We start from the raw sequence: 26,583 nt of genomic DNA on the forward strand, positions 1-26,583 counted from the left end.
CTCCGCCGGGGGATAGAATGGATTGCTTCGTCGCTCCGCTCCTCGCAATGACGGGGGAAACCACGGCGCCATCTGGCAATCGCCACATTCATCCCGATATAAAGCGGAACCCCGCACCATGAGGATCGTGTGACCCAATCCACCAAGACAACGCCCCCCGTTGCGCCGCGCCGGCCGCATTCCTTCACCACCCACGGCATCACGGTGACCGACGACTATGCGTGGATCAAGGATCCGAAATGGCAGGAGGTGCTGCGCGATCCCTCGATCCTCGATCCCGATATCCGGAGCTATCTCGAGGCCGAAAACGGCTACACCGAGAGCTTGCTCGGCCATACCGAAGGCTTGCAGAAGCGGCTGGTCAAGGAGATGCGCGGGCGGATCAAGGAGGATGATTCCAGCGTGCCGTCGCCGGACGGCCCGTTCGCCTATTTCCGCAAGTTCCGTGAGGGCGGCCAGCACGAGCTGTTCGCGCGCACGCCGCGCGACGGCGGCGAGCCGCATGTCGTGCTCGACGGCGACGCGCTGGCAAAGGACCACAAATATTTCAAGTTCGGCGGCAGCCGGCACTCCAACGATCACAAGCTCCACGCCTGGAGCGCCGACACCAAGGGTTCGGAGTATTTCTCGATCCGCGTGCGCGACTGGGCAACCGGCGGCGATCTCGAAGACCTCGTCGAGGAGACCGACGGCGGCGTGGTCTGGGCCGCGGATTCCAAAAGCTTCTTCTACGTCAAGCTCGACGACAATCACCGCCCGATGCAGGTGTGGCGGCACAAGCTCGGCACCAAGCAGGCCGACGACATCCTGATCTACGAGGAGCAGGATTCCGGCTGGTTCACCCATCTGCACGAGAGCGCCAGCGGCCGCTTCTGCGTAATCGCCGGCGGCGACCACGAGACCTCGGAGCAACGGCTGATCGATCTTGCCGATCCCGACGCGCCGCCGCGGCTGGTCGCCGCGCGCGAGGAAGGCGTGCAATATTCGATCGCCGACCGTGCCGACGAGCTGTTCATCCTGACCAATGCCGAGGACGCCATCGACTTCAAGGTCGTCACCGCGCCGCTCGCGTCTCCGGAGCGCGCCAACTGGCGCGACCTGATCCCGTATCGCGAGGGTGTCTATGTGCTCGACGTCGAGCTCTACGCCGGCCACATGGTGCGGCTGGAGCGCGCCAATGCGCTGCCGGCGATCATCATCCGCGATCTCAGGACCGGCGAGGAGCACGCGATCGCCTTCGACGAGGCGGCCTATTCGCTCGACACCATGGGCGGCTACGAGTTCGACACCACCAACATGCGGTTTGCCTATTCGTCGATGACGACGCCGTCGGAGGTCTATGACTACGACATGGCGACGCGGACGCGGACCTTGCGCAAGCGCCAGGAGATTCCGTCCGGCCACAACCCGGCCGACTACGTCACCACGCGCATCATGGCGACCTCGCATGACGGCGCGCTTGTGCCGGTGTCGATCCTGCATCGCAGGGATTTCGTCCGCGACGGCAAGGCGCCGCTGCTGCTGTATGGTTACGGCTCCTACGGCATGGCGATGCCGGCCTCGTTTGCCGCCAACCGGCTGTCGCTGGTCGACCGCGGCTTCGTCTATGCGATCGCGCATATCCGCGGCGGTGCCGACAAGGGCTGGGGCTGGTATCTCGACGGCAAGCGCGAGAAGAAGACCAACACGTTCGACGATTTCGCCGCCGCCGGCCGCGCGCTGATCGAAGCAAAATACACGAGTGCAAAGCGCATCGTCGGCCATGGCGGCTCGGCGGGCGGCATGCTGATGGGCGCGGTCGCCAACCGTGCCGGCGAGCTGTTCGCCGGCATCGTCGCCGAGGTGCCGTTCGTCGACGTGCTCAACACCATGCTCGACGACACCTTGCCGCTGACGCCGCCGGAATGGCCGGAATGGGGCAACCCGATCGAGAGCGAGAAGGATTTCCGCACCATCCTGTCCTATTCGCCCTACGATAACCTCGCGGCCAAGGACTATCCGGCGATCCTCGCGATGGGCGGGCTCACGGATCCTCGGGTCACTTACTGGGAGCCGGCGAAATGGATCGCCCGTCTGCGCGCCACGATGCGCGGCGGCGGCCCGGTGCTGCTGCGCACCAACATGGGCGCCGGCCACGGCGGCGCCTCCGGCCGCTTCAACCGTTTGGATGAAGTCGCGATCGTCTACGCGTTCGCGTTGTGGGCGGTGGGGATGGCTGAGACGGCGGAGGTGTAGGGGATCGTAGCTCGGATACCTCCCCATCGTCGTCCTGGCGAAAGCCAGGACCCATACCGCGTGATCTATCGAGTGAGGAAGCCGCAGTACCACGGCACTGCTAGTCTTCGCCAAACTCCTCCCTGTGGTTATGGGTCCCGGCCTTCGCCGGGACGACGGCGGAGTGCGCGGCAGCCGCTATCGCCCCTTCGCCTTCCGCCAGGCCGCGAAGTCCTTCAACGTCTGCTCATCCGTGGCGGGATAGAGACCGAAAATGCCGCGGCCGTTCTGGACCTGCTCGGTGACGAAATCCTCGAACGCGGTCATCTCGAAGGTCTCGTTGGCGATCTCGTCGGCGAGATGCGCCGGGATCACGATGACGCCGTCGCTGTCGCCGAGGATCACGTCGCCGGGAAACACCGGCGCATCGCCGCAGCCGATCGGGACGTTGATCTCGATCGCCTGATGCAGCGTCAGGTTGGTCGGCGCGCTCGGGCGATGGTGAAAGGCGGGAAAGCCGAGCCGCGCGATCTCGGCCGAATCGCGGAAGCCACCATCGGTGACGACGCCGGCGCAGCCGCGCTTCATCAGCCGCGTCACCAGGATCGCGCCGGCCGATGCCGCGCGCGCATCCTTGCGGCTGTCCATGACCAGCACCGCTCCCACCGGACACTCCTCGATCGCCTTGCGCTGCGGATGCGCGCGATCACGGAACACCTCGATCGTGTTGAGATCCTCGCGCGCCGGCATGTAGCGCAGCGTGAAGGCCTCGCCGACCATGGTCGGCTGATCCGGCGCGAGGGGATGAACATCCTGGATCATCTGGATGCGGAGGCCGCGCTTGAACAGCGCGGTTGCGACGGTGGCCGTGGAGACGGATTTCAGCTTGTTGCGGGTGGTGTCGCTGAGTTTTGACATCGGTTCTCTCTTCGTCATTCCGGGGCGCGCAAAGCGCGAGCTATGATGCGCAATTGCGCATCTGAGAATCCATCGGGCCGCATGCGCTGTGGACAAATGGGTTCCGGGCTCACGCTTCGCGTGCCCCGGAACGACGGTCAATAAATCGACGGCTCCCCGACCGGCTTGCCGAAACCGGTCTCGAGGAAATCGAAGTCGCAGCCCTCATTGGCCTGCTTGATGTGTTTCGAGAACATCCAGCCATAGCCGCGCTCGAAGCGCTGCTCGGGCTGCTTCCATTCCGCGCGGCGCCTGGCGAGCTCCGCCTCCGGCACGTCGAGATTGATGGTGCGCGCGGCGACGTCGAGCGTGATGCGGTCGCCGTTCCTGACCAGCGCCAGCGGGCCGCCGATAAAGGATTCCGGCGAGACGTGCAGGATGCAGGCGCCGTAGCTGGTGCCGCTCATCCGCGCGTCCGACAGCCGCACCATGTCGCGTACGCCCTGCTTCACGAGCTTGGTCGGGATCGGCAACATGCCCCATTCCGGCATGCCGGGGCCGCCCTGCGGGCCGGCGTTGCGCAGGATCAGCACGTGATCGGCCGTGACGTCGAGGTCGGGGTCGTCGACCGCCTTCTTCATCGACGGATAGTCGTCGAACACCAGCGCCGGTCCGGTGTGCTTGAGCAAGCGCGGATCGCAGGCGCTTGGCTTGATCACGCAGCCGTCGGGCGCAAGATTGCCCTTCAGCACCGCGAGCGCGCCCTCCTGGTAGATCGGGTTTTCGACGGCGCGGATGACGTCGTCATTGTGGACCTCGGCGCCCTCAATGTTCTCGCCGAGCGTCTTACCGGTGACCGTCAAGCAGTCGAGATGCAGATGCTGCCTGATCCGGTTCATCAGGCCGGGGAGGCCGCCGGCATAAAAGAAATCCTCCATCAGATAGAGATCGCCGCTCGGCCGCACATTGGCGATCACAGGCACCTTGCGGCTCGCAATCTCGAAATCATCCAGCGAGATGTCCTGGCCGGCGCGGCGCGCCTGCGCAATGAGGTGAATGATGGCGTTGGTCGAGCAGCCCATCGCCATCGCGACCGTGATCGCGTTCTCGAAGGCATTTCGGGTCTGGATCTTCTGCGGGGTCAGATCCTCCCACACCATCTCGACGATGCGGCGGCCGGCCTCCGAGCTCATCCGGATGTGGTTGGCGTCGGCGGCGGGGATCGATGAGGCGCCGGGCAAGGTCATGCCGATCGCTTCGGCGATCGCGGTCATGGTCGAGGCCGTGCCCATCGTCATGCAGGTGCCATAGCTGCGGGCGATGCCGGCCTCCATGTCGACCCAGTCCTTGTCGGAGATTTTTCCGGCGCGGCGCTCGTCCCAGTATTTCCAGGCATCCGAGCCGGAGCCGAGGGTGCGGCCCTTCCAGTTGCCGCGCAGCATCGGCCCGGCCGGCAGATAGATCGCCGGCAGGTTCATGCTGGTGGCCCCGAGCAGCAGGCCGGGCGTGGTCTTGTCGCAACCGCCCATCAGCACCACGCCGTCGACCGGATGGCCGCGCAGCAATTCCTCGGCGTCCATCGCCAGCATGTTGCGGTAGAGCATCGTGGTCGGCTTCAAGAGCGATTCCGACAGCGACAGCGCCGGCAGCTCCAGCGGAAACCCGCCGGCCATCAGCACGCCGCGCTTGACGTCGTCGACCCGGCTCTTGAAGTGCATGTGGCAGGGCTGCGCGTCCGACCAGGTGTTGATGATCGCGATCACCGGCCGGTCGCGCCACTCCTCCGGCGCGTAACCCATCTGCATCGCGCGCGAGCGATGGCCGAAGGCACGCAGATCGTCGGGCGCAAACCAGCGCGCGCTGCGCAATTGATCCGGGGTCTTGTTCTTTTTCGTCATCGCTGCGCCATGGATCTGGACGTGAGTCTGGACGTGGGTCTGGACGTTACTCGCAGATGCGCAATCGTCCGCGCGCCTGCCCTGCGAGACGCATATACTCGATTTCGCAACGTGTCGCCCTGCGAAACGCGCATGCCGCCGCGCGGCGCGGCCCACATCTGGCTGACGAATTGGAGCAGGCGGAGATACTCGCGCGCGTTGTACGATCGCGAAATCTCCGCCGGGCGTGAACCCCGATGGCGATCAGCTCTGGCTTACTTTTGCTGCGCCGTCATCACGATGCGGACCAGATCGGCGGCGTTGCGCGCGCCGAGCTTCTTCATGATGTTGGCGCGGTGATCCTCGATCGTGCGCGGGCTGATGCCGAGATGACGGCCGGCCTCCTTGTTGGAGGCGCCCGCGGTGAACTGTTCGAGCACCTCGCGCTCGCGGCGGGTCAGCGGCTCGCGGCCCGGGAAGTGCAGCGAGGCGATGCGCGACGCCGAGGTCTCGGCCTGGCGCCTTGTGTAGGCGTCGATCGCCTCATTGAGGCGGCTGACGATCTCGTTGCCGCGGAACGGCTTCTCGATGAAGTCGAGCGCGCCGTTCTTGATGGCGCTGACCGCCATCGCGATGTCGCCCTGACCGGAGATCATGAAGATCGGTGCCGGATAATCCTCGCCGTGCAGCTCGCGCAGGATATCGAGGCCTGATTTGCCGGGAATATGCACGTCGAGCAGGATGCAGGCCGGCGTCCTGCTGCGCGCCACCGCGAGCAGCGCGGCGCCGTCCGCAAAGCAGATCACCTTGTAACCGGCGGTCGACAGGACCACGGAAAGCGTCTCGCGAACGGCGGGATCGTCGTCGACTACAAAGATTTCCCCGCGAGGAGCGCCATTCTCAACCATATGTCTCGTCCATCAGTGGTGAAGCGTGCTGCCCAGACCGCACAAGAAGTAGTTCGACCATCTCGATCAATGGACCCGTATTTGTACGGGACGTCCGCTTAACGCACAAGTAGCACCGCGTTCCCTAAAAGTGGGGGGCAGTGGAGAAACATGCGTGGAAAATGCGGCCGAGGACGGCGTTGCAGTGCGTTTGGACGAGGGCAACGATCCCTACAATCTGATCGTGACCGACCTGGTCGCGCTGATTGGCCATGTCCAGGCGAGCCTGCGGCTGATCGAAGCGGCGATTGCGCGTGAGGCACTGCTGGCCGAGCAGGACGCCGTCGACATCTTCGTCCTTGACGACGTCACCCCGCGTTACGTCACGGCGTCCACCGCCCTGAAAACCTGCGATGCCGGGCTTGGCATGGCGCTCGATCGGCTGCGCGATCCGGAGCGCCCGGCGCGTCTCTTGAACTGACCCGCCACGCCGGCAACCACCACCGGCTTTTGCCGCCATCGCATAAATCGTCCTGACGACGTCCAACCCGCCCGGCGGCGATCCGTTCCACGTATCCCTCGGGATGGCGGCAGGCCATGTCGCCCGACCCGGGTCAGGCCCCGGCGTCCGCCTTTGGTATCGGCCTTTGTTATCGGTCCTCGGCGTCAGGTCTTGCCGTCAGGTCTTGTCGTCAGGCCTTGGCGTCAGGCTCTGGCCCGCTCTTCGTCGGCGCCCGAGCGCCGCTTGCTCGGCTTGCCCTTGAGGAAGCTGATGTCCATGTCGGTGCCGTTGACGCGGACCAGCTCGCAGCGGCGATAGGCGAGCCCGGTTGAGGACAGCAGGAGAAAAAACTCCTTCAGGTTGAGGCCCTGGATGGAACCCTCGACGGTCAGCGACGCGTCATTGTCGGAGATGGCGTTGAGCTGGCAGTCGCGCCGCCAGGTACCGTCGATGGCCATGATGCAGACATCGACGCCCCGGCTGAAGGTGACCCGCTCAACGGATTTGGCCTCTTCGGTCATCGCTCAATATCCGACCGCCATGGCGGGCTTCGGCATCGCGAGGGCGGCCCGCACGCCGCTCGGCCGGTACAGGCCGCGCCGCTCGGGAATCGGCTTGAACGTGTCGGTCAGGCCGACCACCGTTTCGGCGGCGCCCAGCACCAGGAAGCCGTCGCCCTCCATCAACCGGGCGAGGCGGTTGAAGATGTTGATCTTGGTGTCCTGATCGAAATAGATCAGCACGTTGCGGCAGAAGATCACATCGAACGTGCCGAGCTGGGAAAAATCGTGCAGCAGATTGAGCTGGCGATGCTGCACCATCGCGCGCAACTCGGGATTGATCTGCCAGAGCTCGCCCGACTGCTTGAAATACTTGACCAGCATCTGGATCGGCAATCCGCGCTGCACCTCGAACTGGCTGTAAATGCCGGCCTTCGACTTCTCCAGCACCTCCTGCGACAGGTCGGTCGCGATGATCTCGACCCGCCAGCCCGCAAGCGTGGCGCCCATTTCCTTCAGGCACATCGCCAGCGAATAAGGCTCCTGGCCGGTCGAGCCGGCGGCGCACCAGATCCGGACGCTGCGGCGCGCCGCACGCGCCTTCAGCACCTCGGGCATGATGGTGTCGCGGAAATGATCGAACGGCACCTTGTCGCGGAAGAAGAACGTCTCGTTGGTGGTCATGGCTTCGACCACCTGGACGGTGTGCGTGGTCGAGCCGGCCCTGATCTTGGCGACCAGGTCGGGGATGCCGGACAGGCCGCTCTTGCGCGCCAGCGGCAGCAGGCGGCTTTCGATCAGGTACTGCTTGTCCGCAGACAGATCGAGACCGGAATGGTCCTTCAGGAGCTTTCGCAGATACTCGTAGTCGGGGGGCGTCACGGGAGCCTCACAAGGACTAAAGGGTGAAACTGGGTGTCAGGCTTCGGCCGACGCATCGAGCGCAAGCAGGCCCACTTCCTGGAACTTCGCGATCACGATGTCCTTGTCGAACGGCTTCATGATGTACTCGTTGGCGCCGGCATGCAGCGCGCGCGAGATGTGGTCGATGCCGTTCTCGGTGGTGCAGAACACGACCTTGGGCTGATCGCCGCCGGGCATGCGGCGGAGCTGCACGAGGAATTCGAAGCCGTCCATCACCGGCATGTTCCAGTCGAGCAGCACCGCGTCCGGCAGCGCGCGCTTGCAGGCCTCGAGCGCGACCGCGCCGTCCTCGGCCTCGATGACGGTGAATTCCATTCCTTCAAGAATGCGGCGCGCGATCTTTCGCACCACACCGGAATCGTCGACGACAAGACATGTCTTCATGTGTTGGCCTCCTTGTAGAATCCGCCGTCTCCGCGACGGAAGGTTACGCTGCAGCTGCTGTCTTTGGCACCAGTTCGAGCACGCGATCGACATCGAGGACGACCATGAGCTGGCCGTCGAGGCGGTGGACGCCGCCGGCGAGCTTGGCCATGCGGGGATCGAGGTTGACCGGATTGTCCTCGCGGCCGTCGTCGGGCAGCCGCAGCACTTCGCCGATCTGGTCGATCAGAAGACCRTAGGATTCGCCGCGCTGGTCGACGCCGACCGCCATCGGCAGCTTGCCGTCATCGGCCTTCGGCAGCCCGAGTCGGGCSCGCATGTCGACCACGGTGACGATGCGGCCGCGCAGATTGAGCACGCCGGCGATCTCGCTCGAGGCCAGCGGCACCCGCGTCAGCCGCTCCGGCATGAACACGTCCTGCACCCGCGAGATCGGCAGGCCGAACAGCTGCCCGCCGATCACCGCGGTGACGTATTCGGCCATCGCGCCTTCGCTCATCTCGGTCTTGCTGGTCATCAATCCCCGTCCTTATCCCGTGTCATGCGGCCCGGCGCARCTCGGCGGTCTGCTCTTTCAGCGCCGCGATCAGCCCGGGACGATCAAATTTTGCCACGTAGTCGTGGAAGCCGGCCTGCCGGCCGCGCTCGATCGCCGCCGGCGACACCATCGCCGACAGCGCGATGATCGGCAGCTGGTTGAAGTTCTGGTCCGAGCGGATGTTCTCGGCGAACTCGAAGCCGTTCATCTCGGGCATCTCGATGTCGGTCAGCACGACGTCGAAGGCCTGTCCCGAGCGCAGCGCGGCGAGGCCCTCCTGGGCATTCGGCGCGGTCCGCACCTTGTAGCCGGCGGCTTTCAAGACCGGCGCCAGCATGTTGCGGAAGAACGCTGAGTCGTCGACCAARAGCACCGACTGCGCGGTCGCCGACGGGCGCATCTCCTTGCGCGAGAACCAGTCGGCGAACGCCATCGGCAGGAAGTGGCCGACRTCGATCACCTCGGTGGCCTGGCCCTTGATCACGGCCGAGCCCAGGATGCCGTCCTGCGAACCCGCGACCTCGATGTTGAGCCGCTCCTCGACGATGTCGATGATCTCGTCGACCACGAGCCCCATCGAGCGGCCGTCRTCGGCGAACACCAGGATCGGCTGCGACCCCTGGGACTGCACCTCGACGCCCGCCATCTGCACCAGCGGCATCAGCTGCTCGCGGTACTGCACCATGTAGCGGCCGTTCGAGAGCTCGATCTTGTCGGTTGCGATCTCCTCCAGCCGGGTGACGAGGCCGAGCGGCACCGCCTTGGGCTGCGAGGAGCCGGCGCGGAACACCAACAGCGAGGTCAGCTGCTCGCCGCTCGCGGCGTGGGCTGAGGCATTGTCGTCGGCCATGTCATGGGCCGAGGAGCCGGAGGCGCCGAGTGCCTTGGCGATGCCGTTGGGGTCGATGATCATGATCACGGCGCCATCGCCCAAAATGGTGTTGCCGGAGAACATGTCGATGTGCCGCAGTTTTGTGGACATCGGCTTGACCACGATCTCCTCGGTGTGGAACACGCCGTCGACCACGATGCCGAAGGTCTGGCTGCCGACCTGCGTCACCACGATGAAGCCGTTCTCGGCGTCGCTGGTGGTCGCGCCGTCGTCGATCTTCAGGAGCTTCTTGAGGTGGATCAGCGGCAGCAGCTTGTTGCGCAGGCGCAAGACCGCGGTGTCCTTGATCCGCTCGATGCGGTGCTCGGAGTTGGCGCGGGCGCGCACCAGCTCGACCACCGAGAGCTGGGGAATCGCAAAGCGGTCGCCGCCGGCTTCCACGATCAGCGCCGAGACAATCGCCAGGGTCAGCGGGATCTTGATGGTGACACTGGCGCCCTCGCCGGCCACGCTCTTGATGTCGATGGTGCCGCCGATCTGGTCGATATTGGTGCGCACCACGTCCATGCCGACGCCGCGGCCGGACACCGAGGTGACTTGCGCGGCGGTCGAGAAGCCCGGCGCGAAGATGAACTTGTGGATCTGGGCTTCGGTCATCTTCTCCAGCTCGGCCTCGGTGACGAGGCCGTTCTGGAGCGCCTTGGCCTTGATCCGCTCGGTGTTGAGCCCGCGGCCATTGTCGGCGATGCAGATGATGATGTGGCCGCCTTCGTGATAGGCACTCAAGCGGATGGTGCCCTGCTCGGGCTTGCCGGCGGCAACGCGCTCGGCGGTGGTCTCGAGACCATGATCGGCGGAGTTGCGCACCATGTGCGTCAACGGATCCTTGATCAAATCGAGCACCTGGCGGTCGAGCTCGGTGTCGGCGCCGTGCATCTCGAGTTCGATCTGCTTGCCGAGTTCGCCGGAGAGGTCGCGGACGATGCGCGGCAGCTTCTGCCAGGCATTGCCGATCGGCTGCATCCGCGTCTTCATGACGCCTTCCTGCAGCTCGGCGGTGACGTTGGAGAGCCGCTGCAACGGCACCTTGAACTCGGTGTCCTCGTTGCGGCGTGAGATCTCGAGCAGCTGGTTGCGGGTCAAGACCAGCTCGGAGACCATGGTCATCAGGTGTTCGAGGGTGTCGACGTTGACCCGGATTGACTGGTTGGCGATCTTGTCGCCTTCCTGGACGTCTTCGGCGGCGGCCTTGCGGGCCGGCTTCTTCGCGGCTTCCGCCGGCTCGGCGGCGGGCGCTGCGGCGACGGGCTTGGCAACCGGCGCGGGCGCAGCGACTTCAATCTCGGTTTCGCGGAAGGCGCGCTCGAGCTCGTCGAGCGAGACCTCGCCCGGACGCAGCGGCCGCTCCAGCGTCTGCACCACCAGCGTGCCTTCGGTCATGTCAGCCTGCACGGACGGTGCTTCGACGACAGGCACGTCTTCTTCGGCAGCCGCCATCGCCGCCATGCCGTGCTCGACCATCGCCTCGAGCTGATCGATCAGGTCGCGGTCGTTGCCCTCGGGCTCGGCCTCGGTCGCCTCGAGCCCGCCCAGGATCTCCTTGATGCGGTCGATCGAGGACAGGATCAGCGTCACGGCTTCCGCCTTCACCGGCATGCCGTCGCGGAATTTGCCCATCAACGTCTCGCCGGCATGCGCCAGCGCTTCCAGCCGCGGCAGCCCGAGGAAGCCGCAGGTGCCCTTGATGGTGTGCACAAGCCGGAAAATGTTATCCAGGATCTTCGCGTTGTTCGGATCCTGCTCGAACTGCACCAGCTGGTTGTCGACCGTATCCAGGCTCTCGCTGCTCTCCGTCAGGAACTCGCGCAACAGATCGTCCATCGGAAAAGGCCCCCTCAAAGTGCTGCGGAACGGTCGCCTCGCATCGATAACCCCACCGGCTTCACGGCGACGTTAATTTTGCCGTCCGTGCAAATACGGACGATGAACCACGTGAGGTTGACGATGCACCACGACGTCACGGCCGGTCTTGCACGGACAGGCCTTTACCACCCGGACGGGAAAGAGCCCGTTCCACCGGTCATCGCAATTTGAATCAAATGAAATCGCGCAGCCGCTAAGCCGAGCGAAACGTTCGCGCCATGGCATCACGCCTGCATCAAGGCCCGATCGCCCGTTGGTTGAGGTCGCGGAGCGGTTGATCGCACATAAAGCAAAGGCGGCGGAGTTTCCTCCGCCGCCTCGCTATTCGTTGTCTGTTGCGGCTACGCTTAGCGGAGCAGCTGCAGAACGCTCTGCTGCGACTGGTTGGCCAGGGCCAGCGCGGACACCGCGATCGACTGGCGGGTCGACAGCGCCTGGCTGTTGGCCGCTTCCTCGTTGGTGTCGGCCAGCGTCAGGTTGGACGAGCCGGTCTGCAGCACGTTGATCAGGTTCTTCGAGAAGTCCTGGCGGATCTGCACGATCGACAGGTTCGAACCGAGGGTCGAAGCCTGGGTGCGCAGCAGGCCGCTCGCCGAGTTGAGCGTCTTCAGCGTGGCGTTGGCCGAAGCGTTGTCGATGAAGTCCGTGCCGGCCACGAGCTTGGTGAGGTTGAGGCCGGAGGCGTCGAAGGTGACGCCCTGGATCTTCAGCGTCGAGGAGCCCGTCTCGTTGAAGGTCAGCTTGAGCTGGTCGCCATTGAGCAGGTTGATGCCGTTGTACGAGGCGTCCTGGGCGGTCGTGGTGATCTGGTCCAGGATGTTGTTGTACTGGTTGACCAGGTTGGCGCGGTTGGCCAGCGCGGTCGGGTCCTGCACCGGAGCGCTGCCCGACAGGCCGTTGAACAGCTTGCCGGCGCCGGCCGCCGTGCCACCGACCGTGCCGATGGTCGCCGAAGCGGCATCGTTGGTGGTGCTGATGGTGAGCGCACCACCCGCGCTGAGCGACGCCTGCAGGTTGTTGCCCGCAAGTGCGTTGTTCAGGTCGTTGAGCGACTTCACCTGGCCTGCGCCGGTGCCGAAGGTGATGTTGGTGGCGGTGCCGTTGCCGGTCGCGCCGATGGTCAGCGTGAGGCCGGTCAGCGGGCTGCCGGCGGCGGTGCCGTTGGCAGTCGCGGTAGCAGCCGCGAAGCCGAGCTGCGTCGCATCGCCGGAGCTGAAGGTGTCGATGGTGACGGCATCCGAAGAGCCGGCGGTGTTGGTGCTGGTCACGACCAGGTCGCCGCTGCCGTTGAGCGTGGCGTTGACCTTGGCGCTGGTGCCGACCTGGGTGTTGATCGCGCTGGTGATCTGGGCCGCCGTGTAGGACGAACCCTTCGTCAGCGTGACGGTCTGGCTGTTGACCTTGAAGGTCAGGTCAGCCGCGGCGGCCGTCAGGTCGATCGTGGAAAGCGCAGACGTGCCGGTGACGGCGGCGTTGGTCGCAGCGGCGCTGCCGAGGATGTTGTCGGTGGTCGCGCCGGGGATCGCGGCGGTCGAGAACGACGACTTCGCGGAATAGCCGACCGCAGCCTGCAGGGCCTGGTTGGCGACCGACTTGGCGCTGTCAACGAGCTTCGAGAGCGAGGTGATGCCGGTGTTGGCGGCCTGCAGCACCTGCACGCCGTTGCCGATGCCATCGAGCAGGTTGTTGATGTCGCTGGCGCGGTTGTCGAGCGACTGCGCGGTGAAGAAGTTGGTCGGGTTGTCGAGAGCAGTGTTGACCTTCTTGCCGGTGGACAAGCGGTTCTGCGTGGTGGCGAGCAGGTCGGCCGTCGACTGCAGCGAAAGCAGATTCTGACGGACCGATGCTGAAAGAACGATGCCGGACATACTGATACCCTTCTGGATGAACACGATTGACGCGACGCCGTAAATTTCACACGGCGACCCACGCCACACTGGTCCGTCCGCGCTACCCGTTCGTTAAAGGGAGGCTCCGTACAAATACCCAGAACGGCTTTGCCGGTAATCCTGCCGCGGCCACGCGGAGCTCGGCTGAGCGGCGCGTGTCCGCCGCCGCATCAATATCGTGGCAGCGAATTTGTCCTCGCATTTGCGGAACTTGCCGCTGCCGGCCCGGTGCCTCGAAGGTTGCGGTCCCGATCACCACGATGCGCGGTTAGCCACCCGTTAGAGTTAATGGAAATCAATAAATGCGCGACAATGCCGCAACCTTGTTGTCCGCGATGCGCGCCGCGCGAATCGATCCCGATCACCACGCAGGCGATGCGATGCCGACCGTCTGCCTCCTAGAGGGTATAAGGTTCGCACTACAACCCTTGTGCAATTGGACAGGCAAGCTATGTTCGCACTCCACACGCCAAGAGTAGGTGATGCGAGACCATAGTGCTCCCGCCCTCGGCAGGAGCTCCAATGTCCGCGCTATCGCGCCCGCCCAATCGTTTGTTGCAAGCACTCCCCTCCACGGAATACGCGCAACTTCATCCCCTTCTTGAAACCGTCGACCTGACCAAGGATACGGTGCTCGCCGATGCCGGCGCTCCGGTGCAGCGGGTCTATTTCCCGCACAGCGGCGTGGTCTCGATGATGGTCAATCTGTCCGACGGGCAATCTGTCGAGATTGCAACCGTCGGTCGCGACGGCATCGTGGGCGCGTCCGCCGCCCTGCACGAGCGACCGCTGCTTGCCGACGCGATCGTCGTGGTTCCGGGCATGGCCTCGATGGTGCGGGCGGAGGATTTCCGCGAGGCCACAAACCGCAGCGCGGATTTCCGGACCCTGGTTGCACTCTATGAGCAGGCGCTGATGGCGCAGACGCAACAGTCCGTTGCCTGCAACGTTTCCCATCCGGTGGAGGCTCGGCTGTCCCGCTGGCTGCTGCGGGCCCGCGATTTGTGCGGCAGCGAGGCATTGCCGCTGACCCAGGAGATGCTGGCGCAGATGATCGGCGTCCGGCGCAACGCGGTTTCGATCGTCGCGCACGGATTTCAGCAGGCCGGCATCCTGCGCTACAGCCGCGGCCATATCGAGATCACCGATATCGACGGCCTGCGGAAGGCGGCGTGTGAATGCTATGCGACGGTCAAGGCGCACGCCGAACAATTGATCGGGCCGGAAGATTGATGGGCGTAACCCGCTGCAATTGCGAATAACGCGACGCTGCGGCGATCAGCCCATTCCTATTGGAACCAAGACGTGTTTCCATTGGAACCGGGACGTGCCAGAATAAGTTGCAAGGACGTCCAGCTGCACGCGTCAGCCCTGATGCCCAGAGACAAGCTTTGCCGGGAGGCAGGAGGTTGCTTTGGATACGGTTCCGCGATCACCCAACGGATTCCTGTCGTCGCTCTCGGCGAGTGATTTTGAGTTGATCCGTCCGCACTTGCGGACGGTCGACCTCACCGCCGATTCGGTCCTGATCGAGACCGACGAGATGCTCAAGCGGACATACATGCCGCACAAGGGCGTGATCTCGCTGGTGGTCAAGCTGGCAAGAGGCGAGCGTGTGCAGGTCGCCATGGTCGGGCGCGACAGCATTTATGGCGCCTTTGCCCCGCTGGTCGAAGGGCCGGTCTTGAACAACGCCACGGTGCTGGTGCCCGGTCTCGCCTCGACGGTCGAACTCGAGCCGTTGCGCGCGGCGGCCGGGCAGAGCCCGACCCTGCGCGCGAGATTGATCCGGCATGGGCTCGCCGTTTACGCCCAGATCCAGCAGACCGCCGGCTGCAACGCCGCCCACACCGTGGAATCGCGGCTGGCGCGATGCCTGCTGCACACGCGCGATCTCTCCGGCAGCAACAAGATCGTCCTGACGCAGGAGGCGATGGCGCAGATGATCGGCGCGCGCCGCAACAGCGTGTCGCTGGTCGCGCATACCTTGCAACAGGCCAATTTCATCCATTACAGCCGCGGCCATATCGAGATCACCAACGCCGATGGGCTGATCAAGACCGCGTGCGAATGCTATGCGACGGTCAAGGCGCAGTATGCGGGGCTCTTGAGTTGCCAGGAGGTCGGGGACTGACCGTCTCCGGATCTCTTGCGGGAGCACGATCTTCGCGCCAGCGCTTACGTTTGTCGCGAGCGGAAACCGGTGTCCACGTCTCCGGTTCTCCGAGCCGTACTTCTACGGCGTGCGATTTTCACCGTCGGATAACGCTGCCCCCTCACATTTGCGTGGACGCACGGGGGGGCCGATGTTCACGTACCAGACGACCGACCGGAAAGAAGCCCGGCGCTTCCGCATGGCCCAGTTCAACGGCCGAACGGCCACGGTCCGGTCGGCCGGCGCGATCGTCACGGGGCGCGTGCGCGCGATTGTCGAAAACAAGTCCGGCGCGACGGCGGCGTGGGTGGTCACGATCGTTCCGGATGAGCCGAAGACGGCGGCGCCGGCCGCGCGCCTCGCGCCGCGCCTGTGCTTCGCCACGAAAGACGATTTCTGAGACCGGGCTCTCGCGGACCGGGTCCTGGCTCAGGCGGAATGCAGCAAGGCCTTGCGGACGAGATCGGCGGTGTTGCGCGCGCCAAGCTTGCGCATCGCCTCGGCGCGATGGCTCTCGAACGTGCGCGGGCTGATGTTCATCCGCAGCGCGCCCTGCTTGTTGGAATAGCCGTCGCTGATCAGGCTGAGCACTTCACGCTCCCGCTTGGTCAACGGCTTGCGGCCGGCTTCCGGCGCGAACATGATTTCAGGCGAACGGGGGCCGGCCTGCTTGTCGTCGCCCGCCGGCTTGAGATCGGCGGCCGGGACGGCATTCGGATAGAAATCGGAAATCTGCTTGAGCATCGCGGACACCCGCTCGGTCTGCTCGAGCGCGTTCTCGATCACCTGCCGGAGATAGACGCCGTTGCCGGGCGCGTGCGCGAACTGCTGGCTGTGCTGTTTGAGCTCGTTCATATAGAGCAGCAGCGCCGTCACCGGCCCATTGAACTGGCGCACGATCGCGGCGCCGGCGTCGGCGGGCGCCTGTGGCCGCGGCGCGGCGGTGCCCTGAAGCTCAAGCGGCTGCGGCTCGAGCGGCGCGGTTCCACCCATCCATGCCGGAAGGCGCGCCTCGGCTCGATTGTCATGTTGCGTCATAAGTATGGTTTACCAAAGGTGAACTTGTGGCCGCGTTAACGCGGGACTCCGTAAAACTACGGGTGACGCAACTGTGACCTTGGGCCCCGACCTGCCAAGCAGGCGCAGATTACCGCTGATTTGGCAACGAATCTCGCATATTTGAGTCGAATTACAGTATTCTTACGGGACGGCCGGATGGCTTCGCCCCGCCGTACCCGCAGGTGAATCCTTACCGTCGCCGGCTCTTCGGGACGGCCCTCGCGGCCCCCTCCCGGGTTCAAAACAACCGGATGCACGCCGCCCCCCGTCGTCATCAAGGGGGCCGGAGCCGAAGGAATTTCTGCAGGAACCGCCCCGAAAGTACGAACCTGAACCACCAATACGCCATTCGCCGGGTCGTCATCGATCATCCCTCTGGGCATGGGGATGGCACGGCATACCGCGCGCCGGAGCGCACGCATATGAGACGGTTCACATCGGCCGAGAGCGTCAGGTCAGGCGAATGTCAATTTACAGCCCTGGCACGCGCCGCGATGATCGCCGCCTCTCGGCCAACAAGAAGGGTGCGACAATGAAGCGAGGGCGAAACGGGCGGAATCGATCCTGGATGACGATGGCGGCGCTCGCCGCAGTACTGCTGTCCAGCGCCGGCGCGCAGGCACAGACCCCGCCGACCAGCAATGCCGCACCGACACAAGACAACGCGATCATGGTCACGATCTTCTTCAAGCACGATCAATCGCGTCCGCTCAGCGAGCTCAATGCGCAGCTCGAGCGGCAAGGCTTCTACAAGGCGTTTCCACCCGAAGGCGTTGAGGTCGTCAGTTGGTACGTGATGATGGGTGTCGGCCAGGTGGTGACCCTGCGGCTGCCGGCCTCGCGGCTTCGCGAGGTCAACCGCGTCATCGAGAACAGCGCCTGGGGCGCTTACCATACCGAGTTCTATCCGACCTACGACTACAAGGCGGTCGGGATCGGCAATCATGAGAAAGCAAAGCAATAGCCGCCGATGGGAACAGCAGGACTTGCGGCCGCGCGCTTGACTTGCCGGTTCTGGTGAGAACCGGCTCGCGATCGCGACCTATCGACCGCCTAGGCGTGAGCCCGCGAGCGCTGGCTCAGCCGCTTGGCCAGGATCCGCAAATCCTCGGCGCGCCCGCTGCAAAGCAGGCGGCTGAATTCGTCGGGATCGATGGAGGCAGGCGGATAATAGGCTGAACTGCGTGCGACGCGGCGTAGCCAGGTCAATCGGAAGAGACGCTTGAGCATCTTCATGGTTGTTAGCCCCGATGAGCGTCTTTGTTAAATCACCGTAATGAAATTGGTTCCGTCCCTTGTGGTCGCGCCGCGCAGAATTTGGTTCAACGCCAATCAGGCGAGCAGCGCCTTGCGCTTTTGCACCCGCGCAATGGATCGCCGCACCGCAGCCTGATCGAGCGATCCGTCCTGCACTGCACGCGCGACCGCAGCGGCGATGCCGGCCATCTCCTGCTCCTGGTCGAACAAATTGTTGCCGATGCAGATCATGTCCATGCCGGCGGCGATCGCCTGCAAGCTCGCCGCTTGCGTGCCGAGCGCCTTCTGCAGCCCCTGCATCTGCATGTCGTCGGTGATCAAGAGCGTCTCGGGCAGGCGGCCGCGAAGCCGGCCGATTCCGGCCGGTGACAGCGTCATCGGATGCTGCGCGTCCCACTGGCGGACAATGGCGTGACTGACCAGCACCGCATCGCCGTAGATATCCGGTGCTAGCGTGTAGAACAGGTCCTCCTGCTCCGGCCGCAGTGCATCGGAAATGTCCATGAACTCCAGGTGTGAATCGACGCGCGCGCCGCCGATGCCCGGATAGTGCTTCAAGCAGAGGCCTACGCCCGCCTGCCGCGCCGCGGCGTCGATCAGCCGTGCATTGGCCTCGACCTCGCCGATGTCGGCGGAATAGGACCGCTTGATCTTGCCGATATTGGGATTGTCGGAATTGTAGTCGACGTCGACGACCGGTGCGAAATTGTAGCGGATGCCGAGCCGTCGCAACTCGCCATAGCTGGCGGCAAGGATTGCTTGCTTGTCCGCTGCCGCGAGCAGATTGAAATCCTTCGCACTCGGCAGCGGCTGAAAGCCCAGGCCGTCCTTGAGCCGGCGTACCAGACCGCCCTCCTGGTCGATGAAGACCAGCGGCTGCGACGGCAGGCCTGCGATCTCGGCGCAGAGCGACTGCACCTGCGCCGGCGAGGCGATGTTGTTGTCGTATTGCCGGGTCTGGCAGGAGTAATCAAACAGGATCACGCCGCCGAGCCCGAATTGCGCGGCAAATTCCTTTAGCCAGGGCGGAATGACCTTGCCGTAGAAGCCGAGGATGAAGAGTTCGCCGACGGACATGGCCGCTCACTGATCGGATAGGCTTGGAATCAGCCCGCACAGACGGAATAGCACGCTGCCGCGGCGGTAAGAATATGACGCACGCCGCCGCCTGACAGCGTTCCCCGTGCTCGCATCCCTATGTTAAGACACGCCGGCACGCCTCGATGGCGCCTGCCACAACACAAGAAATTCCGGAAACCGCTCATGACCGCACCTTACGTTCCGCAGATGGCCCTTTACCGCGACTGGCTGAAGCAGACCCGCGGCCTTGAGTTTGCGGATTTCGAGGCGATGCGGCGCTGGTCGGTCACCGACATCGACGGCTTCTGGCAGAGCGTCTGGAATTATTTCGACCTGCGCTCGCCGACGCCGCATGCGGCCGTGCTCGCCGAACGCAAGATGCCGGGCGCGGTGTGGTTTCCCGGCGCGTCGGTGAATTATGCGCGCCAGGTGTTCCGCCACGTCGCGCCGGCGCATGCCGCCGGCCTGCCGGCCCTGATTGCGAGCGGCGAGGACGGCAAGCTGTCGGAGACGAGCTGGCCGGAGCTGCAACGCCAATCGGCGGCGCTTGCGCTGCATCTGAAGGCCCAGGGCGTACGCGCCGGCGATCGGGTCGCCGCATATCTGCCGAACATCCCCGAGACGATCATCGCCTTCCTTGCCACCGCGAGCCTGGGCGCGGTCTGGAGCGTCTGCGCGCCCGACATGGCGGCGCCCGCGGTGATCGATCGCTTCAAGCAGATCGAGCCGAAGGTGCTGATCGCCTGCGACGCCGTGACCTATGCCGGCAAGCGCCACGACCGGCAAGGCGTGATCGAGGAGCTGCGCCGTGCGCTGCCGACGGTCGAGCACGTCATCCTGCACAGCGACGCCGCACCGCCGGAGACGCGGCTGTCATCCATCCTCGCAGGCCGGAGCGCTGCGATCGACGCCTTCGAGCCGGAATGGCTGCCGTTCGATCACCCGCTCTGGATCGTCTATTCCTCGGGCACCACCGGATTGCCGAAGCCGATCCTGCACAGCCACGGCGGCATCATCGTGGTGGCGCTGCCGCTCTCGACCTTGCACAACGACATCGGCTGCAGCTATCAGCCGAATTCGTTCGGCGAGCGCTTCCACTGGTACTCTTCGACCGGCTGGATCATGTGGAATTGCCAGGCCAACGGCCTGCTCAACGGCACCACCTGCTGCATCTTCGACGGCAGTCCGGGCGGCACCAAGGACAAGCCGGACTGGACCACGCTGTGGCGCTTCGTCGCCGACGCCAAGGCGACCTTCTTCGGCGCCGGCGCGGCGTTCTTCGCCAATTGCACCAAGGCCGAGATCGATCTCGCCTCGGTCGGCGACCTCTCGGGCCTGCGCACGCTCGGCTCGACCGGCTCGCCGCTGTCAGCCGATACGCAAGCCTGGTTCAACGAACGTTTCGCCGCGCTATCGACGCGCAATGGCAACACAGCTCAAGCCGACATGTGGTGGGCGAACATTTCCGGCGGCACCGATTTCGCCGGCGCCTTCATCGGCGGCAATCGCGAACTGCCGCAGACGCCCGGCATCATGCAATGCCGCCTGCTCGGCTGCGCGGTGGAAGCGTTCGACGAGCAGGGCCGCGCCGTGATCGACGAGGTCGGTGAGCTGGTCTGCACCGAGCCGCTGCCCTCGATGCCGCTGCGGTTCTGGAACGATCCCGGCAATGCGCGCTATCTGTCGAGCTATTTCGAGACCTATCCCGACAATTTCGACGGCTCCGGCCGCGGCCCGGTGTGGCGGCATGGCGACTGGCTCAAGATCAACCCCGACGGCTCCTGCGTGATCTTCGGCCGCAGCGACGCCACCATCAACCGCCATGGCCTGCGGATGGGCACCAGCGAACTCTATTCGGCGATCGAGGCGCTGCCCGAGGTGCTGGATTCGATGGTCGTCGACCTCGAATATCTCGGCCGCGACAGCTACATGCCGCTGTTCGTGGTGCTGCGCGAGGGCGTCACCTTCGATGCCGCGATGAAGGCCAAGATCAACAAGGCGGTCGAGGCCGGACTGTCGCGCCGCTTCCTGCCCAACGACATCTTCGTCGTGGCGGAAATTCCGCGCACGCTGTCCGGCAAGAAGCAGGAGCTGCCGGTCAAGAAGCTGTTGCTCGGCCATCCCGTCGAGAAGGTCATCAACCGCGATGCGATGGCCAATCCCGGCTGCCTCGACTGGTATCTCGACTTTGCGAAGGGCTATCTGAGCAAGCAGTCCGGCGCGGCGTAAGCGAGCCCGCGGGCTGCTAGAGTATGGTGGATTGGATTGAGCTGAGCTAAAGCTGCGGCGGAAGTTCACCTCTCCCTTGGGAGAGGTCGCGCCAAAGGCGCGGGTGAGGGGTTACACTACCTCGTTAGAGCTGCGGCCCCTCACCCGATTTGCTGCGCAAATCGACCTCTCCCCGTCGGGGAGAGGTGGATCGAACCTGCGGTCAAACCGATTCAACTTGACTTCATCATGCTCTAGCGCGGCCTGCCGCGCCATGGCGGCGGCGACAGCGCCGCGCGCAGGTGTTCCACGAAGGCCTGCGTACGCCTGGCCCGGCCGCTGCGGCCCGGATTGAGCAGCGCGACGATGTCGGCCGGCGGCAGGCGGAAGTTCGGCAGGACACGGACCAGCCGGCCGGCGGCGAGATCCTCGGCGACATCCCACTCCGACCTGACGATCAGGCCGTGATCCGCCAGCGCCCAGGCCTTCACGACCTCGCCGTCATTGCTCGACAGCATCGGCTCGATCCTGACGACATCGGGCTCCGACGCGGCACGCTTGCGGGAAAACCGCCAGAGCGTCACGTCCTCCTCATTCTCGCGCAGCGCGATGCACTGATGCGAGCGCAGATCCTGCGGGCTCGCCGGCATGCCACGGCGTTTCAGATAGGCCGGCGAGGCACACAGATAACGCTCGTTCGGCGCAAGACGCTGCAAGCGAAGCGTCGAATCCTTCAGCGCGCCGATGTGGATCATGACGTCCCACGCGCCCGCGGCCGCACGCCCCGGCCGGTCGGACAGTTCAAGCTCGATCGACACGTCGGGGTGCCGGGCTCGGAAGGCCGCGACGACCGGCGCGATGTAGCGGCGTCCGAAGCCGAGCGGCGCGAGAATCCTCAGGTGGCCCGCGATGGTTCCGCGACGCGCCTGCAGCGCCTCGGTCAGCTCCGTTGCCTCGTCGAGCAGCGCGCCGCCGTGCAGCACCAGCAGTTCGCCCTCGTCGGTCAGCGTCAGCCGCCGGGCCGAACGGCTGATCAGTTGAACGCCGAGGCGCTGCTCGAGGCTCTGCAATCGCTGCGAGACCGCCGACGGCGTCACGTCGAGCGCCCGCGCTGCGGCCGCCAGTGACCGGGCCGCGGCGATGGCCGTGAAGAAGCGGATGTCGTCGGTCGAGATCATTAAGCCTAGACTTAATATAGGAATGACATTCGGTAAATTGTGCTTAGCGTGGAAACGGCTAGTCTCGCCGCATGTCATCAGCCCCTGTCCTGAACACTTCGCATCCGCTTGCCGGGATCGAGACGCCGTGTCTGGTCCTCGATGAAGACCGGATGCTGCACAACATCGCCCGCCTGAAGACGCGGCTATCGCGGCTCGGCGTGCCGCTGCGCCCGCATCTGAAGACCGCAAAATCAATTCCGGCGGCACGCGCCGTGATGGACAGTGCAGCCGGCCCGGCTGCGGTCTCCACGCTGCAAGAGGCCGAGGTGTTTGCCGCCGATGGCGTGAAAGACATCCTCTATGCCGTCGGCATCGCGCCGCAGAAGCTCGAGCGCGTGGCCGCGCTGCGGCGGCAGGGCGTGGACCTGTCCGTGGTGCTCGACAGCCCCGAGCAGGCCGCCGCCGTCGCCGCGATGGCGCGCGCCTCGGGCGACCGCATTCCCGTGCTGATCGAGATCGATTGCGACGGTCATCGCGCAGGCGTCGGCGCGAGCGACCCGCTGCTGGTCGAGATCGGCCGTACGCTGCATCAAGGCGGCGCCGAGTTGCGCGGCGTCATGGCGCATGCCGGCGAATCCTATTCCTGCCGCAGCGTTGAGGCACTCGAGCAGGCGGCCGAGCAGGAGCGCGCCGCCGCAGTCGCCTGCGCCGAGGCGTTGCGCGCGGCCGGACTGCCCTGCCCCGTGGTCAGCGTCGGCTCGACGCCGACGGCGCATTTCGCGCGCCGGCTCGACGGCGTCACCGAGGTGCGCGCCGGCGTCTTCGTGATGTTCGATCTGGTGATGGCCGGGATCGGGGTCTGCGCGGTCGAGGACATTGCGCTGTCGGTGCTCGCGACGGTGATCGGTCATCGCGCCGACCGCGGCTGGGCCTTCGTCGATGCGGGCTGGATGGCGCTGTCGCGCGATCGCGGCACGGCGAAACAGCCGGTCGACCAGGGCTACGGCATCGTCTGCGACATCGAGGGACGGCCCTATCGCGACCTGATCGTCTCAGAGACCAATCAGGAGCACGGCATCATCGCGCTGCGTTCCGGCAGCACGGCGCCGCAGGTTGCGCTGCCGGTCGGCGCCAAGGTGCGGATCCTGCCGAACCATGCCTGCGCGACCGGCGCGCAGCACGACCGCTATCATGTCGTCGCCGCCGGCTCCGACACGGTACGGCAATGGGAGCGATTTCGCGGATGGTAGGAGATGGAGCGCAGCCCATGAGGCGAGCCTATGACGCCGTGTTGTTCGACCTGCTGACCGCGCTGCTCGACAGCTGGACGCTTTGGAACAAGGTCGCGGGCTCCGATGAAGGCGGGCTTCGCTGGCGGGCCGAATATCTCAGGAACACCTACGCCACCGGACGCTACCGGCCCTATGAGGACCTGGTGGGTGAAGCGGCGCGCAATGTCGGGCTACCGGTCGAGCGCGCCGACGAGCTTGGCGCTCGCTACGCGGAGCTCGAGCCCTGGCCCGAGGTCCGCGATGTTCTGCGCACGCTGCACGCGGCCGGTGTCGCGCTCGGCGTCGTGACCAACTGCTCGGAACGGCTCGGCCGCATCGCAGCCGACCGCATCGGTATTCCCTTCACGGTGTTCGTGACGGCCGAGCGCGCCGGCTACTACAAGCCGCAGCCGCAACCCTATCAGCTCGCGCTCGACGAACTGCCGGTCCCGTCCGATCGATGCCTGTTCGTCGCGGGATCGGCCTATGATCTGTTCGGCACGGCACGTGTGCACTTGCCGACTTGGTGGCATAATCGGGCCGGAATGAATCTGCCGGAAGGGGCGCCCGCCCCGATCGTGGTTCGCGATACCCTTGCGACCTTGCCTGATTTCGTGCTCGGTCGCGAGATGTCCGGCCGGCCCGCCCCTTGAGGACTGAACTGAGATGCCATCACCAAGCTACATCGACCCGCTCAACGGAAAACTCTACCCGCTGGATGTGCCGCGCTGGTGCTCCGACGAGGGCAAGCCGCTGCTCGTCACGCCGCTGCCCGGCATCTCCCCCGACGAGATCGATCGCGGCACGCGCTCGCTGTGGCGCTATCGCGCGGCGCTGCCGGTCGAGATCAAGCAGCCGATCACGATGGGTGAAGGCTGCACGCCTGCCGTCGAGAAGGAATGGGACGATCTGCGGCCGCACTTCAAGCTCGAATGGTTCAATCCGACCGCAAGCTTCAAGGATCGCGGCACCACGGTGATGCTGTCGTTCCTGCGCCAGCTCGGCGTCGATGCGGTGCTGGAGGATAGTTCCGGCAATGGCGGCGCGTCGGTCTCGGCCTATGGCGCCGCGGGCGGCATGCGGGTCAGGATCCTGGCGCCGGCTACGACATCGCCGATGAAGGTGGCGCAGATGCACGCGTTCGGCGCCGAGGTGCAGCTGGTCGAGGGCCCGCGCGAGGAATCGGAGGCGGAAGCGATCCGCCAGTCGAAGCAGATCTTCTACTCCAGCCACAACTGGCAGCCGTTCTTCCTGCAAGGCACCAAGTCGCTGGCCTACGAGATCTGGGAAGATTTTGGCTTCACTGCGCCCGACAATGTCATCATGCCGGTCGGTGCCGGCAGCAGCCTGCTCGGCTGCTATATCGGCTTCAAGGAACTGCTCGCGGCTGGACAGATCACCAAGCTGCCGCGGCTGTTCGCCGCGCAACCCCTCAATTGCTCGCCGGTCGATGCGAGCTTTATCGCCGGCGTCGACACGCCGGTCGATCGCGCAGTCCACAAGACCATCGCCGAGGGCACCGCGATCAAGCATCCGCTGCGGCTGAAGCAGATGATCGCGGCGCTGAAGGAGAGCGGCGGCGGCACGGTCGCGATCCCCGAAGACGGCATCGTCGCCGCCCTGAAGCGGCTGGCGCAGACCGGCCTGTTCGTCGAGCCGACTTCGGCCTCGGCCGCCGCTGCGCTCGACGTCTTGAAGGCGCGCGGCGCGATCCGGCCGACGGAGCGCACCGTCGTCATCATCAGCGGCACCGGGATCAAGGCGGCGGGGCTGATCACGGAGTTGCTGGCCAAGGACTGACGAGGCCGCATCAGGCGCGCGGGTTCACGACATCCTCGACGGCGAACGTAAGGGGCAGGGCGCCCGCAAGGAACGCGTTCAGCTCCGCCTCGTAGGGAGCTGGATCGAGCCCGCGCGCTGCGAGCCACGCCGGATCGTAATAGCTCTGGCGATAGCGCTCGCCGGAATCGCAGATCAGCGTGACCAGCGATCCGGTCACGCCCGCGGCGCGCATCTCCGATGCCAGACGGCAGAGCGCAAGGAAATTGGTGCCGGTCGAGCCGCCGACCAGCCGGCGCAGCAAGCGCGACAGCACGTTCATCGCCGCGATCGACGCCGCATCCGGGATCTTCATCATGCGATCGACCACGCCAGGCACGAAGGAGGGTTCGCAGCGCGGCCGGCCGACGCCCTCGATCAATGACGGCCGCTCACATACGCGGGAACGATCCTGGGTACGGAAGCAGTCGAAGAACGCGGAATGCTCGACATCGGCGACGCATAGCCGGGTCGGAAACTGGCGATAGCGCAGGTAGCGCCCGATGGTCGCCGAGGTGCCGCCGGTGCCCGCGCCCATCACGATCCACTCCGGCAGCGGGCGCTGCTCACCCTTGAGCTGGGTAAAGATCGATTCGGCGATGTTGTTGTTGCCGCGCCAGTCGGTGGCGCGCTCGGCGAAGGTGAACTGGTCCATGTAGTGGCCGCCGAGCCGCGCCGCGAGCGCGGCGGCTTCTTCATAGAGCGCTCGGCCGTCGTCGATCAGATGGCAGTTGCCGCCGTAGTGCTCAATTGCGGCGATCTTCTCGGCCGACGTGGTCCGCGGCATCACCGCGTAGAACGGCACGCCGATCATCTGCGCGAAATAAGCCTCGGAAACCGCGGTCGAGCCCGACGACGCCTCGACCACCGCGGTGCCTTCGCGGATATGCCCGTTGCACAGCGCATAGAGGAACAGCGACCGCGCCAGGCGATGCTTCAGACTGTCGGTCGGATGCGTCGATTCGTCCTTCAAATAGATATCGATGCCGGATAGCGCCGGCACGATCAGCCGCATCAGATGCGTATCCGCGGTCCGGCATTGATCCGCCTCGATCGCGGAGACGGCGTCATCGACCCAGCCGCGCCGATAGCTCGGCCCGGCCGGAGAATTCTGGCGCGACGACATGTGCTCGTTCGACATCGCGCCATCTAACCATAGTTCACCTCGAACGGCGAGACGAACACGGTGATCATCAGACCCTCGTCAG

Annotated in this window: 24 protein-coding genes; 10 read left to right on the forward strand and 14 right to left on the reverse strand. The window is 65.2% G+C overall.

What is annotated here, in order from left to right:
* Positions 1-129 precede the first annotated feature (129 nt).
* Positions 130-2,235 carry a S9 family peptidase gene (locus BI327_RS29065; RefSeq protein ID WP_076864683.1) on the forward strand — a complete coding sequence of 702 codons (2,106 nt, stop codon included), beginning with the start codon at positions 130-132 and terminating at the stop codon, positions 2,233-2,235.
* Between the two features lie 177 nt (positions 2,236-2,412).
* On the opposite strand, the gene BI327_RS29070 is transcribed toward BI327_RS29065, so the two are convergent.
* The 3 genes from BI327_RS29070 to BI327_RS29080 form a co-directional block, all read right to left on the reverse strand.
* On the reverse strand, positions 2,413-3,132 hold the full coding sequence (locus BI327_RS29070) for a ribonuclease activity regulator RraA (protein ID WP_076864684.1): 720 nt from the start codon (positions 3,130-3,132) through the stop codon (positions 2,413-2,415).
* Positions 3,133-3,269: 137 nt separating this feature from the next.
* A complete protein-coding gene (gene araD / locus BI327_RS29075) occupies positions 3,270-5,009 on the reverse strand; it encodes an L-arabinonate dehydratase (RefSeq protein WP_076864685.1) in 1,740 nt (579 codons plus the stop codon).
* Between the two features lie 254 nt (positions 5,010-5,263).
* Positions 5,264-5,896 (reverse strand): response regulator transcription factor, encoded by a 633-nt coding sequence (locus BI327_RS29080; RefSeq protein ID WP_076864686.1) that lies wholly within the window; start codon positions 5,894-5,896, stop codon positions 5,264-5,266.
* Between the two features lie 154 nt (positions 5,897-6,050).
* Here BI327_RS29080 and BI327_RS29085 point away from each other — a divergent pair, with 154 nt between their 5' ends.
* On the forward strand, positions 6,051-6,356 hold the full coding sequence (locus BI327_RS29085) for a hypothetical protein (protein ID WP_076864687.1): 306 nt from the start codon (positions 6,051-6,053) through the stop codon (positions 6,354-6,356).
* Between the two features lie 224 nt (positions 6,357-6,580).
* On the opposite strand, the gene BI327_RS29090 is transcribed toward BI327_RS29085, so the two are convergent.
* From BI327_RS29090 to BI327_RS29115, 6 genes are all read right to left on the reverse strand, one after another.
* Positions 6,581-6,898 (reverse strand): pilus assembly protein PilZ, encoded by a 318-nt coding sequence (locus tag BI327_RS29090; protein ID WP_076864688.1) that lies wholly within the window; start codon positions 6,896-6,898, stop codon positions 6,581-6,583.
* 3 nt (positions 6,899-6,901) lie between these two features.
* The gene (locus tag BI327_RS29095) at positions 6,902-7,759 is read right to left on the reverse strand and encodes a CheR family methyltransferase (protein WP_076864689.1); all 858 of its coding nucleotides are present in this window, start codon (positions 7,757-7,759) and stop codon (positions 6,902-6,904) included.
* A 36-nt stretch (positions 7,760-7,795) separates the two neighbouring features.
* Positions 7,796-8,185, reverse strand: coding sequence for a response regulator (locus tag BI327_RS29100; protein WP_018269419.1), 390 nt, complete (start codon positions 8,183-8,185; stop codon positions 7,796-7,798).
* Positions 8,186-8,228: 43 nt separating this feature from the next.
* On the reverse strand, positions 8,229-8,702 hold the full coding sequence (locus tag BI327_RS29105; RefSeq protein ID WP_076864690.1) for a chemotaxis protein CheW: 474 nt from the start codon (positions 8,700-8,702) through the stop codon (positions 8,229-8,231).
* A 22-nt stretch (positions 8,703-8,724) separates the two neighbouring features.
* Complete coding sequence (locus tag BI327_RS29110) at positions 8,725-11,436, reverse strand: hybrid sensor histidine kinase/response regulator (protein ID WP_076864691.1); 2,712 nt, start codon at positions 11,434-11,436, stop codon at positions 8,725-8,727.
* 389 nt (positions 11,437-11,825) lie between these two features.
* Positions 11,826-13,346: a flagellin N-terminal helical domain-containing protein gene (locus tag BI327_RS29115; protein WP_076864856.1), complete on the reverse strand. Its 1,521-nt coding sequence runs from the start codon at positions 13,344-13,346 to the stop codon at positions 11,826-11,828.
* A 543-nt stretch (positions 13,347-13,889) separates the two neighbouring features.
* Between BI327_RS29115 and BI327_RS29120 the strand changes: the two genes are divergently transcribed.
* From BI327_RS29120 to BI327_RS29130, 3 genes are all read left to right on the forward strand, one after another.
* Positions 13,890-14,600: a Crp/Fnr family transcriptional regulator gene (locus BI327_RS29120; RefSeq protein ID WP_076864692.1), complete on the forward strand. Its 711-nt coding sequence runs from the start codon at positions 13,890-13,892 to the stop codon at positions 14,598-14,600.
* 181 nt (positions 14,601-14,781) lie between these two features.
* Positions 14,782-15,501 carry a Crp/Fnr family transcriptional regulator gene (locus BI327_RS29125; protein ID WP_076864693.1) on the forward strand — a complete coding sequence of 240 codons (720 nt, stop codon included), beginning with the start codon at positions 14,782-14,784 and terminating at the stop codon, positions 15,499-15,501.
* A 172-nt stretch (positions 15,502-15,673) separates the two neighbouring features.
* The gene (locus BI327_RS29130; RefSeq protein WP_076864694.1) at positions 15,674-15,922 is read left to right on the forward strand and encodes a hypothetical protein; all 249 of its coding nucleotides are present in this window, start codon (positions 15,674-15,676) and stop codon (positions 15,920-15,922) included.
* Positions 15,923-15,951: 29 nt separating this feature from the next.
* Here BI327_RS29130 and BI327_RS29135 read toward each other — a convergent pair whose 3' ends face one another.
* Positions 15,952-16,515 carry a helix-turn-helix domain-containing protein gene (locus tag BI327_RS29135; RefSeq protein ID WP_245334968.1) on the reverse strand — a complete coding sequence of 188 codons (564 nt, stop codon included), beginning with the start codon at positions 16,513-16,515 and terminating at the stop codon, positions 15,952-15,954.
* A gap of 634 nt (positions 16,516-17,149) precedes the next feature.
* Between BI327_RS29135 and BI327_RS29140 the strand changes: the two genes are divergently transcribed.
* Positions 17,150-17,545: a hypothetical protein gene (locus tag BI327_RS29140; RefSeq protein WP_245334969.1), complete on the forward strand. Its 396-nt coding sequence runs from the start codon at positions 17,150-17,152 to the stop codon at positions 17,543-17,545.
* A gap of 89 nt (positions 17,546-17,634) precedes the next feature.
* On the opposite strand, the gene BI327_RS29145 is transcribed toward BI327_RS29140, so the two are convergent.
* Both BI327_RS29145 and BI327_RS29150 read right to left on the reverse strand, forming a co-directional pair.
* A complete protein-coding gene (locus tag BI327_RS29145) occupies positions 17,635-17,817 on the reverse strand; it encodes a hypothetical protein (protein ID WP_076864696.1) in 183 nt (60 codons plus the stop codon).
* A gap of 96 nt (positions 17,818-17,913) precedes the next feature.
* Positions 17,914-18,915 (reverse strand): glycoside hydrolase family 3 N-terminal domain-containing protein, encoded by a 1,002-nt coding sequence (locus BI327_RS29150; protein WP_076864697.1) that lies wholly within the window; start codon positions 18,913-18,915, stop codon positions 17,914-17,916.
* Positions 18,916-19,035: 120 nt separating this feature from the next.
* Between BI327_RS29150 and BI327_RS29155 the strand changes: the two genes are divergently transcribed.
* On the forward strand, positions 19,036-21,147 hold the full coding sequence (locus tag BI327_RS29155; RefSeq protein ID WP_283807818.1) for an acetoacetate--CoA ligase: 2,112 nt from the start codon (positions 19,036-19,038) through the stop codon (positions 21,145-21,147).
* A gap of 233 nt (positions 21,148-21,380) precedes the next feature.
* Here the strand turns inward: BI327_RS29155 and BI327_RS29160 are convergent, their stop codons facing one another.
* Complete coding sequence (locus BI327_RS29160) at positions 21,381-22,304, reverse strand: LysR substrate-binding domain-containing protein (protein WP_076864699.1); 924 nt, start codon at positions 22,302-22,304, stop codon at positions 21,381-21,383.
* Positions 22,305-22,375: 71 nt separating this feature from the next.
* Between BI327_RS29160 and BI327_RS29165 the strand changes: the two genes are divergently transcribed.
* The 3 genes from BI327_RS29165 to BI327_RS29175 are packed head-to-tail and all read left to right on the forward strand — an operon-like array spanning position 22,376 to position 25,357.
* Positions 22,376-23,536, forward strand: a complete 1,161-nt coding sequence (locus tag BI327_RS29165; RefSeq protein ID WP_076864700.1) for a DSD1 family PLP-dependent enzyme — start codon at positions 22,376-22,378, stop codon at positions 23,534-23,536.
* 17 nt (positions 23,537-23,553) lie between these two features.
* The gene (locus tag BI327_RS29170; protein WP_083742251.1) at positions 23,554-24,210 is read left to right on the forward strand and encodes an HAD-IA family hydrolase; all 657 of its coding nucleotides are present in this window, start codon (positions 23,554-23,556) and stop codon (positions 24,208-24,210) included.
* A gap of 13 nt (positions 24,211-24,223) precedes the next feature.
* Complete coding sequence (locus BI327_RS29175) at positions 24,224-25,357, forward strand: threonine synthase (protein WP_076864702.1); 1,134 nt, start codon at positions 24,224-24,226, stop codon at positions 25,355-25,357.
* Positions 25,358-25,367: 10 nt separating this feature from the next.
* On the opposite strand, the gene BI327_RS29180 is transcribed toward BI327_RS29175, so the two are convergent.
* Positions 25,368-26,516: a PLP-dependent cysteine synthase family protein gene (locus tag BI327_RS29180; protein ID WP_076864703.1), complete on the reverse strand. Its 1,149-nt coding sequence runs from the start codon at positions 26,514-26,516 to the stop codon at positions 25,368-25,370.
* Between the last annotated feature and the right edge of the window lie 67 nt (positions 26,517-26,583).

The organism is Bradyrhizobium mercantei, from assembly GCF_001982635.1.
Lineage (GTDB): Bacteria > Pseudomonadota > Alphaproteobacteria > Rhizobiales > Xanthobacteraceae > Bradyrhizobium > Bradyrhizobium mercantei.